At 68.8% G+C, this 14,283-nt stretch carries 11 protein-coding genes; 8 read left to right on the forward strand and 3 right to left on the reverse strand.

What is annotated here, in order from left to right; genetic code table 11:
• Window positions 1-195: 195 nt before the first annotated feature.
• The 5 genes from ACFU6I_RS28110 to ACFU6I_RS28130 all read left to right on the forward strand — a co-directional run bounded on the left by ACFU6I_RS28110 (window position 196) and on the right by ACFU6I_RS28130 (window position 6,379).
• The gene (locus ACFU6I_RS28110) at window positions 196-1,440 is read left to right on the forward strand and encodes a sugar ABC transporter substrate-binding protein (RefSeq protein WP_384371723.1); all 1,245 of its coding nucleotides are present in this window, start codon (window positions 196-198) and stop codon (window positions 1,438-1,440) included.
• 5 nt (window positions 1,441-1,445) lie between these two features.
• Window positions 1,446-2,438 (forward strand): carbohydrate ABC transporter permease, encoded by a 993-nt coding sequence (locus tag ACFU6I_RS28115; RefSeq protein ID WP_384371725.1) that lies wholly within the window; start codon window positions 1,446-1,448, stop codon window positions 2,436-2,438.
• Window positions 2,435-3,337, forward strand: coding sequence for a carbohydrate ABC transporter permease (locus tag ACFU6I_RS28120; RefSeq protein ID WP_384371727.1), 903 nt, complete (start codon window positions 2,435-2,437; stop codon window positions 3,335-3,337). The genes ACFU6I_RS28115 and ACFU6I_RS28120 overlap by 4 nt, the downstream gene beginning before the upstream one ends.
• An 81-nt stretch (window positions 3,338-3,418) precedes the next feature.
• Entirely contained in the window at window positions 3,419-4,621 is a 1,203-nt protein-coding gene (locus ACFU6I_RS28125; RefSeq protein ID WP_384371729.1) for a glycoside hydrolase family 1 protein, read from the forward strand.
• A 249-nt stretch (window positions 4,622-4,870) separates the two neighbouring features.
• Entirely contained in the window at window positions 4,871-6,379 is a 1,509-nt protein-coding gene (locus ACFU6I_RS28130; RefSeq protein ID WP_384371731.1) for a glucoamylase family protein, read from the forward strand.
• A gap of 15 nt (window positions 6,380-6,394) precedes the next feature.
• Here ACFU6I_RS28130 and ACFU6I_RS28135 read toward each other — a convergent pair whose 3' ends face one another.
• Window positions 6,395-7,453, reverse strand: coding sequence for a hypothetical protein (locus tag ACFU6I_RS28135; RefSeq protein WP_384371770.1), 1,059 nt, complete (start codon window positions 7,451-7,453; stop codon window positions 6,395-6,397).
• Between the two features lie 199 nt (window positions 7,454-7,652).
• Between ACFU6I_RS28135 and ACFU6I_RS28140 the strand changes: the two genes are divergently transcribed.
• From ACFU6I_RS28140 to ACFU6I_RS28150, 3 genes are all read left to right on the forward strand, one after another.
• The gene (locus ACFU6I_RS28140; protein WP_384371733.1) at window positions 7,653-8,075 is read left to right on the forward strand and encodes a hypothetical protein; all 423 of its coding nucleotides are present in this window, start codon (window positions 7,653-7,655) and stop codon (window positions 8,073-8,075) included.
• A gap of 29 nt (window positions 8,076-8,104) precedes the next feature.
• Window positions 8,105-10,213, forward strand: a complete 2,109-nt coding sequence (locus ACFU6I_RS28145; RefSeq protein ID WP_384371772.1) for a TPM domain-containing protein — start codon at window positions 8,105-8,107, stop codon at window positions 10,211-10,213.
• A gap of 111 nt (window positions 10,214-10,324) precedes the next feature.
• Complete coding sequence (locus tag ACFU6I_RS28150) at window positions 10,325-11,038, forward strand: PspA/IM30 family protein (RefSeq protein WP_384371735.1); 714 nt, start codon at window positions 10,325-10,327, stop codon at window positions 11,036-11,038.
• 51 nt (window positions 11,039-11,089) lie between these two features.
• Here ACFU6I_RS28150 and ACFU6I_RS28155 read toward each other — a convergent pair whose 3' ends face one another.
• Window positions 11,090-13,648, reverse strand: a complete 2,559-nt coding sequence (locus tag ACFU6I_RS28155) for a SpoIIE family protein phosphatase (protein WP_384371774.1) — start codon at window positions 13,646-13,648, stop codon at window positions 11,090-11,092.
• Between the two features lie 193 nt (window positions 13,649-13,841).
• Window positions 13,842-14,270: an ATP-binding protein gene (locus ACFU6I_RS28160; protein WP_266981932.1), complete on the reverse strand. Its 429-nt coding sequence runs from the start codon at window positions 14,268-14,270 to the stop codon at window positions 13,842-13,844.
• Between the last annotated feature and the right edge of the window lie 13 nt (window positions 14,271-14,283).

Consider the following 14,283-nt stretch of genomic DNA (forward strand, 5'->3'; position numbering starts at 1 on the left):
CTTACCGAATCGGTCACATCGGTTTCATATCCACAAACACCCCGTTTACGGTTCCAAAGTTGAACATTCAGATGACCGACACGTTGCACGAGTGTGACCTAGCACCCTCTTGCGCATCCCCGAATATGTGCCGCAGAGTGATGTATGCGCTTACAGGCAGCGCATACATTCGGATTGCTCAAGGAGGAGCCCTCCATGTCCCGCACCGTCAGAACCGCCTCGGTCGGCATAGCAGTCGCTCTCGCATTCGGCCTCACCGCGTGCGGCAGTTCCGGTGGCGACGACGTCGCCGCGGACAAGAAGCAGACGATCACCGTCTGGGCCATGGGGGCCGAGGGCGAGAAGCTCGCGGATGTGGCGAAGGTCTACGAGAAGTCCCACCCGAACATCACCGTCAAGGTGACCCCGGTCGGCTGGGACGTCGCCCACCAGAAGCTGGTCTCCGCGGCCGCCGCCGGCACCTTGCCGGACGTGGCGCAGATGGGCGGCAGCTACATGGGCGAGTTCGCCGAGCTGGGCGTCCTGGAGCCGGTGGACACCAAGACCTTCGACAAGAAGGACTTCTTCGCCTCCGGCTGGAACCAGGGCGAGGTGGACGGCACCGCGTACGGCGTGCCGTGGTACGTCGACACCCGCGTCCTCTACTACCGCACCGACCTGGCCGAGAAGGCCGGCATCGACAAGGCCCCGACCAACTGGAAGGAGATGCAGGACCTCGCGACCGCCTACCAGAAGAAGGCCGGTACCAAGTGGGGCCTGTCCATCCAGCCCAGCGGCCTGGACACGGTGCAGAACTTCTACTCCTTCCTGTACTCGGCCGGCGGCGAGATCGTCAACGACAAGGGCGAAGCCGTCATCGACAGCCCTGAGGCCGTCAAGGCGCTGAAGGAGTACGGCTCGTACTTCGACAAGGGTCTCTCCAACAAGTCCGTGCAGCCCGGCTACGACGTCGTGAAGGACTTCGGCAACGGCCGCGTCCCCATGTTCTTCGGCGGCCCCTGGCACGTGACCCTGCTGGACGAGGGCCAGCCGCAGCTCAAGGGCAAGTGGGCGGTGGCCAACGTCCCCGCCGACAAGTCCTCCGTCTCGATGGCGGGCGGCTCCTCCCTGGTGATCTCCAAGGACAGTGAGCACAAGGCCGCTGCCACGCAGTTCATCAAGTACCTGACCGACGCCAAGGGCCAGGCCGACTGGTACAAGCGCACCAAGGACCTGCCCGCCAACACCGCGGCCTGGACCTCCGGAACGCTCGCCGACGACGCCAACCTCCAGGTGTTCAAGAAGCAGATGGACACCGCCAAGTCCTCGCCCTCGCTGGCCAAGTGGACCGAGATCACCGACAAGGTGGACCAGGCCATCGCGAAGGTGACCCAGGGCAAGGCTTCCGCCGAGGACGCGCTGAAGACGGCGCAGTCCCAGATCGAAGGCCTCGTGAAGTAGGAGCCATGAGCACCACGACCGGACAGGCCGCACAGTCGGCCAAGGTGCAGGCCGGGCCGGGGACCTCCGCGTCCCCGGCCGCCGGGCCACAGGGGCGCCGGGGTCGCAAGAGGGCTTCGATGGGTGTGCAGAACGCGGCCGGCTGGCTGTTCTCCACTCCCTTCCTCGTCCTCTTCGCCGTCTTCATGGCGTTCCCGATCCTCGCCACTCTGCTGATGAGCTTCACCGACTTCGGGCTGCGCAATGTCACGCACCCGCTGGACGCGAAGTTCATCGGTCTCGAGAACTACGTCAATCTGTTCAGTGACGACAAGTTCCTCAAGTCGCTCTTCAACACTGCGTACTTCGTGGTCATCGGTGTGCCCCTGACGATCTTCCTCGGTCTGGTCGCCGCGGTACTGCTGAACAACGGCATCGACCGGGCGCGGACCTTCTTCCGGGTCGGTTTCTACGCTCCGGTGGTCACCACGATCGTCGCGGTCGCCGTGGTCTGGCGTTTTGTGCTCGACCCGAGCGACGGGCTGATCGCCGGCCTCTTCACAGAAGTGGGCCTCACCCCTCCGGACTTCCTCGGCTCCGAGACGCTGGCGATGCCGTCGATGATCGCCATGGCGGTCTGGCGCAACCTCGGCACGGTCATGGTGCTCTTCATCGCCGGCCTGCAGGCCATTCCCACCGAAGTGCGGGAAGCGGCGAAGCTCGACGGTGCCGGCGTCTGGCACGAGTTCCGCAGGATCACCGTGCCTCTGCTGCGGCCCACGCTCCTCTACGCCACGGTCATCACCACCATCGGCTACCTCAACGTCTTCGAGGAACCGTTCGTGATGACGCAGGGTGGGCCCTCGGACTCCACCCTCACCGTTTCGCTAAACATGTACCGCGAGGGCTTCAACTTCTTCCACATGGGCTATGCGAGCGCCATGGCGTATGTCCTCTTCGTAGTGATCATGGGCATCACTGTGCTCCAGCTCCGACTGCTGAAGGACAACACGAAATGAGCGCCACCCGTGCACCCGGCGCCGTCCCGACGGCGAAGTCGAAGGAGCCGATCCGGCCCCAGGGCGTGAAGAAGACCCGGAACCCCAAGCGGCCGCTGGTCTACGTCCTGCTCTCGGTCGGTCTGCTGATCATGTCGGCACCGTTCCTCTGGATGGCTCTCTCGGCCTTCAAGACGTCGAGCGAACTGTCGGCCAGCCCTCCGGTGTGGATCCCCACCGAGTGGACCCTGGACAACTTCCGGGACCTGCTCGACAAGCTCGATCTGCCGCTGTACTTCATGAACTCGGTGATCGTGGCGGTGCTGGTCACCCTCTCGAACCTGGTGTTCTGCTCGATGCTCGGCTATGCCCTGGCCAAGCTGAACTTCATCGGGCGCAACAAGATCTTCGGGCTGGTCCTCGGCGCCCTGATGGTGCCCGGCAATCTGATGCTGCTGCCGCTCTTCGTGCTGATGAGCAAGCTCCAGCTGATCGACACCTACGCGGGGCTCGTGCTGCCCTTCGCCGCCGGAGCCTTCGGTGTCTTCCTGATGCGGCAGTTCATGCAGTCGATCCCGGACGAACTGCTGGAAGCGGCCCGGATGGACGGCGCCGGCGAGTGGTACATCTTCTGGCGGATCGTGATGCCGCTGGTGAAGCCTGCCCTCGCAACGCTCTCGATCTTCACCTTCCTCGGTTCCTGGAACAACTTCGTCTGGCCGCTGATCGCGACCAACGACCCGGACAAATACACCCTGCCGGTAGCACTCGCGACCTTCGCCACGGACCCCAACAAGGCTGGTGGCTCCAACGGCATGCTGATGGCCGGGGCGTTCCTGGTCGTGCTGCCCGTGCTGGTCCTGTTCATCGCGCTGCAGCGCCACTTCACCCAGGGCATTGCCACGGCCGGCATGAAGTAGCCCGCCCGGCCAAAACGCACAAGGCCGCACCCCACTCCCCTGTCGGCCACACCCCTCCATGCACCAGAAGGACATTTTGCGATGACTCACACCCAGGTCCCGTTCCCCGAAGGATTCCTGTGGGGTGCCTCCACGGCCGCCCACCAGATCGAGGGCAACAACACCAACAGCGACTGGTGGGTCAAGGAACACACCGCGGGCACCCACATCCAGGAGCCCAGCCTGGACGCCTGCGACAGCTACCACCGCTGGCACGAGGACATGGACGTACTCGCCGGTCTCGGTTTCACCGACTACCGGTTCTCCATCGAGTGGGCGCGCATCGAGCCGGCCGAGGGCCAGTTCTCGCGGGCCGAACTCGCCCACTACCGCCGCATGGTCGAAGGCGCCGTCGAGCGCGGCCTGCGCCCGATGATCACCCTGCACCACTTCACCGTGCCCCAGTGGTTCGAGGCGCGCGGTGGCTGGACCGCCGAGGGCGCGACCGAGCTCTTCGCCCGCTACGTCGCAGCCTGCGCACCGGTGATCGGCCAGGACGTCAGCCACGTCTGCACCATCAACGAGCCCAACATGATCGCCGTGATGGCCGGCCAGGCCAAGCGGGGCGACAACAGCTTCCCGCCGGCCGGGCTGCCGACCCCGGACGACGAGACCACCCAGGCCGTCATCGCCGCCCACCACGCCGCCGTCAAGGAGGTCAAGGCGATCAACGCCGACATCCAGGTCGGCTGGACCATCGCCAACCAGGTCTACCAGGCGCTCCCGGGCGCCGAGGACGTCACGGCCGCGTACCGCTACCCGCGCGAGGACATCTTCATCGAGGCCGCCCGCGGCGACGACTGGATCGGCGTCCAGTCCTACACCCGCACCAGGATCGGCGCCGACGGACCGATCCCGACGGCCGAGGGCGTCGAGCGCACCCTCACGCAGTGGGAGTACTACCCGTCCGCGGTGGGCTACGCGCTGCGCCACACCGCCGAGGTGGTCGGCAGCGAGATGCCGCTGATCGTGACCGAGAACGGCATCGCGACCGATGTCGACAGTCGCCGGGTCGACTACTACACCGGGGCTCTGAACGAGGTCGCGTCCGCACTGCAGGACGGTCTCAACGTTCAGGGCTATCTGGCGTGGAGCGCGCTCGACAACTACGAGTGGGGCTCCTACAAGCCCACCTTCGGTCTGATCGGCTGGAACCCGGAGACCTTCGAGCGGCTGCCGAAGCCGTCCGCCGTCTGGCTGGGCGAAATGGGCCGCACCCGCACCCTGCCGCGCATCGCCGACTGACGAAACCCCACAGACCGGGAGCCACCTGACGGCCCCCTCCAGTGCGGGAACCGGCGGAACCTGACGGCCGCCGGTTCCCGCACTGCACCCTTCGGCGCGCCCGACGCCCCACGGCCTCGGACGCGCCGACAGCCACACCCGAAAACCGCGCCACCGGCGCAGCCACACCCGCGGCTGTCTTCCTGCCGCCGCATCGAGCACGCCACGAAATCCCCCCATCCCCCTTCTGCCACCGGGAGCTGGACCTTCATGGACCGTCGCACGTTCATCACCGCTGCAGGGACCGGGGCTGCCGCCCTGTCCTTCGGAGTCGCATCCGCGTCCTCCGCGAGCGCCGCTCCGACCGCTCGATCCGGTCGACCCACTCGTACCGCGCATCCTGTTCATGCCTTTGATACACCGCTGCTGCTGCGCTGGTTCCGCGACACGTACCACTCGATCGAGGCAATGACGACCGACCTCGGTCTGGCCACGGACAAGATCGATGTCAGCGGATCCGGCGGCCCCGTCCAGTCCCGCCAGACCTCGCCCACCAATATCGGCTGCGGGCTCTGGTCGACCGTGGCCGCGGGCGGTCTCGGCGTGATCAGCGACGCCACAATGCACCGCAGGCTGGAGCGCGCCGTGCAGGCCGTGGAGAAGCTGGAGCGCCACCACGGCTTCTGGCTCAACTGGTACGACGCGCACGACGGTTCGGTGCTGACCGAGTGGCCCGGCACCGGCGACCCGGTCCGCCCGTTCCTCTCCTCCGTCGACAACGCCTGGCTGATCACCGGCCTGCGCATCGCCGCCGACGCCTCGCCCGCGCTGCGCCCGCGCATCTCCCGGATCCTGGCTGCCGCCGACTGGTCGTACTACTACACGCCGTACGACCCGGCCGACCCGGCCGCCGGGCCCGGCCAGCTGCGCGGCGGCTTCTGGACCGACACCGAGGAGCCCACCGGCCACCATTACGGCGCGCTCAACACCGAGCCCCGCATGGCCAGTTACCTGGGCATCGCGGACGGATCACTGCCGCCCGACCACTACTGGCACCTGCTGCGCACGATGCTTCCGGAGCACGGGCAGGAGCAGTATCCGCAGGGTTCGTACGTCGCCATGGACGGCGTCCGCGTCTGGCAGGGCCACTACACCCACCGCGGCCGGAAGATCATCCCCAGCTGGGGTGGTTCGATGTTCGAGGCGCTGATGGTGCCGCTGTTCGTGCCGGAGCCGGAGTGGTCGCCGCAGTCCTGGGGCCTCACCCACCAGCGTTACGTCCGCAGCCAGATCGAACACGGCATGGACGAAGCGAAGTACGGGTACTGGGGTTTCTCCCCCGCCAACATTCCCGAGGGCGGTTACCAGGAGTACGGCGTCGACGCCATCGGCATGCAGATCGACGGCTATACCTCCAATACCGACCGCACGTACACCACGGACGGCGCGCCGCTGCCGCCCGCGTCGGCGTTCACCAACGGTGTGGTCACCCCGCACGCATCGTTCCTCGCCCTGCCGTACGCACCGGTGGAGGCGATGGCCAACCTGCGGGCGCTCGACCGCGACTTCGGCGCCTACCACGACGGTTACGGCTTCCGGGACTCCGTCAATGTCCGGACCGGACGGGTCAGTGATTACATGCTCGCCCTCGACCAGGGCATGATCGCCGCGGCACTGGCCCAGGCGATCCGCCCCGGTCTGCTGCAACAGCCTTTCCGGACGGGCGGGTTCCGGTCGAAGGTGCGTCCGCTGCTCGCCAAGGAGCGGTTCTCCATCTGACCCCCGGCGGCGGGGTCAGTTCCAGCCCTCGCGGTACGCCGCCCAGTCACCTTCCCGCGCGGCGAAGTCCACATAGAGCGCGACCCCGAACCGTTCCCGGCCGCGGTCCGTGCGTCCCAGACCCAGTCTGGTGCCGCGGACCGCGGCCTCGACCGTCTCCGCCGACTCGTGGTGCCCGAGATCGTCCTCGTGGAAGAACGGCAGGCCCATCAGCAGGTCGGTCTCCCGGGGGGTCACTTCGAGGGCGAGCGCTGTCTGCTCCGCGACGTAGCCGCCGTACATGCCCTCCAGCGGCATCCAGCTGTCGTACGACATGACGGCGATCTGGTCCACCCGTCGCGCCACCTGCCCGAAGAACTTCTGCGACCACCACTTGGGGCTGCCGCTGAGCGTGCCCACGACACTGTGCGCGGCGGGCAGCGGATCGATCTGGTGGGCGGCGACGGAGAGCGGTGCCGATCGGGCCTGTGTGAGGGCGTGCAGGTCGTCGAGCAGCGACAGATAGTGCCGGTCGCCGGAGTGCAGGGGTTCGAGGTCGAAGTGGACACCGTCGAAACCGGCATCGAGGATCTGCCGCGCGGAGGCGACCACCGCGGTGCGGGACGCGGACCGTTCCAGACGGAGCCCGTCGGGACCTTCGGTGGCCAGGACGTCGCCGAGCCAGGCCTGCACCCGGATGCCCGGCAGAGTGCGGTGCACGGCATCGAGCAGCCATGACGCCCTCGGGTAGCGGGTGGTGGGCAGCGTGCCGTCGTGTTCCAGGGGCCCGGCATGGACGTACAGGTCCTTGATCCCGGTCCCCCTGATCCGGGCGGCAAACGCAGCGAGGTCCTTGTCGGTCTTGCGCCCGTCGACCCAGGCGTGGCCGAGCCAGACGGCATCACGGCCGCGGGTACGGGTCCCGGCGCCGGGATCGCCAAAGTAGTTGATCCGCAGCGCGACACCCGCCGTGACCACCGGAATCACGATCACCAGGACGAGGCCGAGCGCGATCCGTCGCGGCCAGGTCTCCCAGAGCCTGCTCCAGCGGAACCGGCCCAGCCGTTTCCGCACAGCACTGGCCATACCCCTCATACGCGTACGCACTCCGGTACCCCCTTGATTGTCGGCGTGCCGTGGCAGTATGACCGCCCTGACTCCTCCCTGCCGAAGGGCCGATGCCGCGTAAGCAGCCCGGCGCGCTGCGCGCCGCCCAGCAGAGAACGCCCGGACGGCTGTTCGAGCCGGGCAGGATCACCGGCTGTCCCTCTGCGCCGGCGCCGCGATCCGTCGTGTGGAGCACGAGAACGATGGGTACACGGTCTTCCCGGGTGTCACAGCCGCAGCCGTGCGTCGCTGTCACTCCTTCTTCGGCCTCCCGGGCCGCACGCTGCACCCCGGCCTCGCCGACTGCCACTGCCGGGGCTGCTCGCTCGACGACGTGACCCTTGCCAGGGACGTGCTCGACGACGTCCTGGCGCTGCTGCCGCCCCGGCCGCAGGCCGAGCTGCGCCGCCTCGTCGCCCGAAACGACAGGAAGCCGTTCCGCCGGACCCTCCTCGATCCACCCGCGCCCGGTCATCCGTGGCGACGGGAGGCGTGGTGGCGGATGCGGTCGTACGACGGCGTCATCGGATCCCCCGCAGTGCGGATCGCGGGACCCCACCACGGAGGACCACGTGGCGCCACCCCGGGCGGACCGCCGGGTCGCGGGTGACTGAGGGTGGACATAGCCTCACAAAGGTGATGCAGCTCGTGAGCCGTACCCGGATCCTCATACCGGGCCGCGCCCTCGTCGCCGTGCTGTTGGCGTTGGCCTGGCCGGCCCTTCCCGCTGCGCCGATCGCCCGCGCCGACGGCCCCGTGACGTTGTCCCGGGACGGGCAGATCACCGACAAGGTGGGTGCTCTCGGTGATCGAAGGTCCGAAGTGGTCGCCGCGCTCGACCGTCTCTACACCGACCGCCGCATCCAGCTCTTCGTCGTGTACGTACGTGACTTCTCCGGCCGTTCCGCGCAGAACTGGGCCGATGAGACCGCCCGCAGGAACGGACTCGGCCTGGAGGACGTCCTGCTCGCTGTCGCCACACACGACCGGAAGTACGCGTACACCGTCGACCAGGGCTCCCGCCTGACCGACGCCCAGCTTCGGGACGTGGCGAGCACGGCCATCGAACCGGCCCTCAGGGAGAACGACTGGGCGGGCGCCGCCATCGGAGCCGCCGACGGCTATACCGCCGTGCTGGCCGGGAAGGCCGTGCCCACCCCCGCCGTCACACCCGGCGTCAACGATCCCGGAACGGGGACTCCCGGCGGGACAAGCGCCTGGGACCTGCTCCTGCCCGTGGCCCTCGTCGGCGGGGCCGGAGCGTTCGCCGCCTATACGTACACCCGCAGGAAGAAACGCACCACGACCCGCACCACTCCCGGCGCGACCGGCTGGGGACAGGGCGCCCCTCCGCCGGAGCTGCCGACTCCGCTTCCGGAGCTCGATGCCCGGGCCAAACAGACGCTGGTGGACACGGACGACGCGGTCCGTACCAGCGAAGAAGAACTCGGTTTTGCCACCGCGCAGTTCGGGGAGGAGACCGCCGCCCCGTTCACCGGGGCCGTCACATGCGCGAAGGACGAGCTGACCGCCGCGTTCCGGTTGCGCCAGCAGCTCGACGACGCCTTCCCCGAGGACGACGCGACGCGCCGTCGGATGCTGGACGAGATCATCAGCCGCTGCACCGAGGCCAACACACGACTCGACGCCGTCTCCGAGGACTTCGACCGGCTGCGCGCACTGGAACGCAACGCTCCGCAGGCAGTGGCCACCGCCGAGTCCGCTTTCCGTGCGCTCGCGGGTCGGGTCTCGGCGGCCGCCACGGTTCTCACCACGCTGCGCGATCGGTATGCGGAATCGGCCTCCTCCTCCGTCACGGGCGATGTCGAACAGGCGAAGGACCGTCTCCTCTTCGCGACCTCGAGTCTCAACCAGGCGCGACAGGCGGTGGACGGGGGCAACAACGCGGCAGCCGCGGTGTATGTACGGGCCACCGAGGGCGCGGTCGGCCAGGCGACCACCCTCGTCGACGCCGTGGACCGGCGGGCCCGGGAGCTCGCTGAGGCGGCGGCGAAGCTGCCGGCCGCCCTCACCGAGACAGAAGCCGATCTTGCCGATGCGAACGGGCTGCTCGAAGGCACCGCGGAAAACGTGCCGACCGCGGATCTACGGGGCCGGATCGCCCGGGCCCGGTCGGTGCTCGGCGAGGTGAGGAGGGAGCTGGCGGCCGGGCCTCACGACCCCATCGATGCGCTGCGCAGGGTGGAGGAGGCGGATGCGGCGCTCGACGAGGCGCTGGCCGGGGCACGCGAGCGGGAGCAGGGTCATCGCCGCGCCCAGTCCCTGCTCGACCACGCGACGCTCACCGCACGGTCGGCGATTGCCGCAGCCGCGGACTACATCACGACGAACCGCGGGGCGGTGGGCAGCCAGGCCCGGACCCGCCTCGCGGAGGCGCAGCGGCGACTGGAGCGGGCCGGGGAGCTGGCCGGGAACGACGATCCGCAGGGCGCCCTGGCCGAGGCACATCGGGCGGACTCGCTGGCCAGACAGGCGCAGAGCCTGGCCGAACAGGATGTGCGGGCGTACGGGAACCGAAACGGTCCGGGCGGTGTACAAGGAGGCGGAGGCGGGATGAGCGGGGCAGTCCTCGGCGGGATCATCCTCGGCGGTCTCCTGGGCGGCGGGGGCGGCGGCTACGGAGGGGGGTTCGGGGGCGGATTCGGCGGGAGCGGTGGCAGGGGCGGGCCCGGCAGTTTCGGCGGCGGGGGCACCCGCGGAAGGCGGGGCGGCGGCGGCCGCTTCTGAAAAATCGGCGGAACATCCGCGCTTGCGTTCGGGCTGCCCGTACGGCCTGTCCGATTCGAACGGCCCATGGAATTCATACGGTCCACACGGCCCATACCAAGGAGAGGTGCCATGACCAAACAGACCGTCCTCGGCCGCGTCACTCAGCTGGCGAAGGCCAACATCAATGCGCTGCTGGACCAGGCGGAGGATCCGCAGAAGATGCTGGACCAGCTGATCCGCGACTACACGGCGAACATCTCGGAGGCCGAACAGGCGGTGGCGGCGACCATCGGCAATCTGCGGCTGATGGAGCAGGACCACCGGGAGGACGTCGAGGCGGCCGAGGAATGGGGCGACAAGGCCCTCGCCGCCAGTCGCAAGGCCGACGAGCTGCGGGCGGCGGGATCGGCAGCGGAGGCCGACACGTTCGACAACCTGGCCAAGGTCGCGCTCGGCCGCCAGTTGCAGTCGGAGAAGGAGGCCAAGACCGCAGAGCCGACGATCGCCGCGCAGACGGAGGTGGTGGACAAGCTCAAGTCCGGCCTGGACCGGATGAAGAGCAAGCTGACAGAGCTGAAGTCCAAGCGGGACGAGCTCGTCGCACGCGCCAAGTCCGCCCGGGCACAGAACCAGATGATGGACTCCGTCAAGAACATCAACGTGCTGGACCCGACCAGTGAGCTCAGCCGCTTCGAGGACAAGGTGAGGCGCGAGGAGGCGAAGGCGATGGGCAAGCAGGAGCTCGCCGCATCGTCCCTGGACGCCCAGTTCGAGCGGCTGGACAGCCTGGGCGACAGCGCCGAGATCGAGGCCCGGCTTGCCGCCCTGAAAACGGCGTCATGACCGCCGCACCCGGAGCGGCAGCCGTTCCGGCCCCGGGTCCCGGTCCCGCGTTCAGAACATGCTCAGCAGCTGCTCGACCGTGCGTTCTGCGGCCGGTTCCCCGTCGGGCAGCGGCAGCTCGAACCAGACGGTCTTGCCGCGCGGAGTCCGCCTCGAACCCCAGGCCGCACTCAGCAGCCCGACCAGCTGCAACCCGCGCCCGCCCTCGTCCGTGTCGCGTGCTCGGCGTCGCCGCGGCTGGACGAGACCTGCGTCCCATACCTCGCACACGAGCGTACGGTCACGCAGCAGTCTGAGCCGGATCTCGCCCTCGCCGTAGCGCAAAGCGTTGGTGACCAGCTCACTGACGAGCAGTTCGGTGGTGTCCACCAGGTCATCGAGTTCCCAGGCGAGCAGTTGGCGACGGGCCAGTTCGCGGGCACGGCCGACGGAGCGGGGTTCGCGCGGCAGCCGCCAGTCGCCGACCGCGTCGATCGGCAGCCCCTGGATGCGGGCCATCAGCAGGGCGATGTCGTCCTCACCGTGCCGGGTGTCGAGCGTGGTCAGTACATGGTCGCAGACGTCCTCGAGCGGGAGCTCGGGTTCGACGAGGGCGTTGCGCAGCGCCTGCAGTCCTTCGTCGAGCGGGTGGTCGCGGGACTCGACGAGACCATCGGTGTAGAGGGCGAGGAGGGCGCCCTCCTTCAGTTCGACCTCGACTTCCTCGAAGGGTTCGCCGCCGACGCCGAGCGGCATCCCGGGCGGGACGTCGAGCAGCAGGGCGGGTTCGCCCGGCTCGACCACAACAGGGGGGAGGTGTCCGGCGTTGGCAAAGGTGCACCGCCGGGTGACCGGGTCATAGACGGCGTAGACACAGGTCGCCAGATAGACCTCGGAGAGATCTGCGTCCCGGGCCTTGTGGGACGCCCGTGACGGCCACTGGGCGCCGCCCAGGCCGTCGGAGGGAGTGCTGGCACCGGGGGTGCCCAGACCGCGGGCGACCTCGTCGAGGGCGGAGAGCACCTCGGCGGGTTCCAGGTCGAGGAGGGCCAGGGTCCTTACGGCGGTGCGCAGTTCGCCCATGGCGACGGCGGCCCGCAGTCCACGGCCCATGACGTCGCCGACCACCAGGGCGGTGCGGTGTCCGGGGAGCTCGATCACGTCGAACCAGTCGCCGCCGACCTCGGTCGCGGTGTTGCCGGGGAGATAACGGCAGGCGATGTCGAGACCGGCTGCCTCGGGATCGCCCGGTGGCAGCAGGCTGCGCTGGAGGATGAGCGCGCGCTCGTGCTCGCGCCGGTAGAGGCGGGCGTTGTCGATACAGACGGCGGCGCGGGCAGCGAGTTCGGTGGCGAGGGCCCGGTCGCGTTCGCCGAAGGGTTCGCTGCCCTTGGTGCGGGAGAACTGGACGAGGCCGACGACGGTGTCATGGGCGACCATCGGAACGGCAAGGGTTGATTGGACGAAGCCGCGGTCGTCGCCGGGGACGTCCTCGACGTGGCCTGTCCGCAGGGCTATGGAGCAGGGGGAGTTGAAGGAGTAGCGGTGGACGGCGCCCAGGGCGGGCGGGTCGACGGCACCGTCGGTCGAGGCGCTGTCCGGGGCAGTGGCCGGAAAGGCATCCGACACGGCACTGGCGAAGGCGACACGGCGCAGTTCCGCGGATCCGCCGACGGGCTCGTGGTGGAGCGAGCCCCAACTGCCTGGCGGCGCTTCGTCACCGGTGAGCAGCCCCTGATAGAGGTCGACCGAGGCGAGGTCGCAGAAGCCGGGTACAGCGACGCCGAGGAGTTCGCGGGCGGTGGTCTCCAGGTCGAGGGAGTTGCCGATGCGGGCGCCGGCCTCGTTGAGCAGGGCGAGGTTGCGGCGGGCGCTGGCGGCCTCGCGGGCGGCGATGTGCCGACGGGTGACATCTGTGGCCAGTCCGGCTATGCCGATGGGGCGGCCTGCTCCGCTGTGCACGCGGTAGAGGTTCATCGACCAGTGGCGGCTCTCGGATTTGCCCGGTGCGGTGCCGACGAGTTGGAGATCGGTGACGGAGTCCCCGGTCTCCAGAACACGCCGGAGTGTGGTGGTGAGCCGCTCGGCCTCGGGGCGGGCGAGATAGTCGTCGACCGTGCGGCCGCGGTGGTCGTCGGCCTGGCCGCCGAAGACGGTGGCAAAGCGCTGGTTGGCGCGCACGACCGTGAAGTCTGTGCCGAACAGCACGAAACCGAAGGGAGATTGACCAAAAATGGCCTGCGATGCCGCAAGGTCCGTCTCGATACGCCGCAGGGCGCGGACGTCCACGACTATACAGAGGGCGGCCGGTTCCCCACTCTCCGTCTCGCTGGGCATGACATAGACCTCGGCGAGACCGTGCACGGCGTTCTCGCCCGGCATCCGGAAGGGGACGAGGCCCGTCCACTCCTTGCCGTCGAGTATCTCGCCGACCCGGCGATGGCCACCGGTGCGCAGCTCTGCGGGCATGAAGGTCTCGACCGGGTCCCTGCCCACCGCCTCGTGCGCGGCAATGCCGAAGAGGCCGGCGGCCCGGCGGCTCCACTGCTCGATCAGCCCGTCGGGGCCGATCGAGAAGGAGGCGACCCTGATGTAGTCATAGATCGAGCCAGGCGGGTTGCTCTGCCACACGACGTCGCCCGCTGTCCCAGGTATTTCGCTCACGCGACCGTCCCCTCCAGCTCACACACCGGACCGGTCCTGCCCGCAGTATTCAGCACTACGGCGCTCTCCGGCACGGCGTTCAGGATCACAGCACGGCCACAGTCCCTTTCAGCCAGGTTCGGCCCGGCCTCCGGTGATCGCTGTGCGTCCCACCCCACTCCTAACCAGGGAGGGCCAGCTCGAACCACACTGTCTTTCCGCTCTTTCCGCGCCGGGTCCCCCAGCGGCGTGCGGAACAGGCCACCAGTTGCAGTCCTCGGCCGCCTTCGTCGTCGGGCGCGGCAGCACGTTCGGTGGGCGGATCCGGAAGCGGATCGGAGACTTCCACCAGCAGTCCGGGGTGGGCGTCCGGAACTTCGCCATCGAGGTGGGGGCGCACCAGCCGTACCCCGATGGGGCCCGAGGCGTAGCGCAAGGAATTGGTCACCAGCTCGCTGACCAGCAGGACGGTCACATCACCGACGGCCGCATCGAGTCCCCACCCCCGCAGCGCCTCGTGGACCGCATGCCGAGCAGTACGGACGGCGCCGGGCACTGCTGGAAAGGTCCACTCGGCGCAGTCGCCTTCGGTATCGATCACGCCGATCACTTCCCAAGACCAG

This window comes from Streptomyces sp. NPDC057486 (assembly GCF_042802415.1).
Classification (GTDB): Bacteria; Actinomycetota; Actinomycetes; order Streptomycetales; family Streptomycetaceae; genus Streptomyces; species Streptomyces yanii.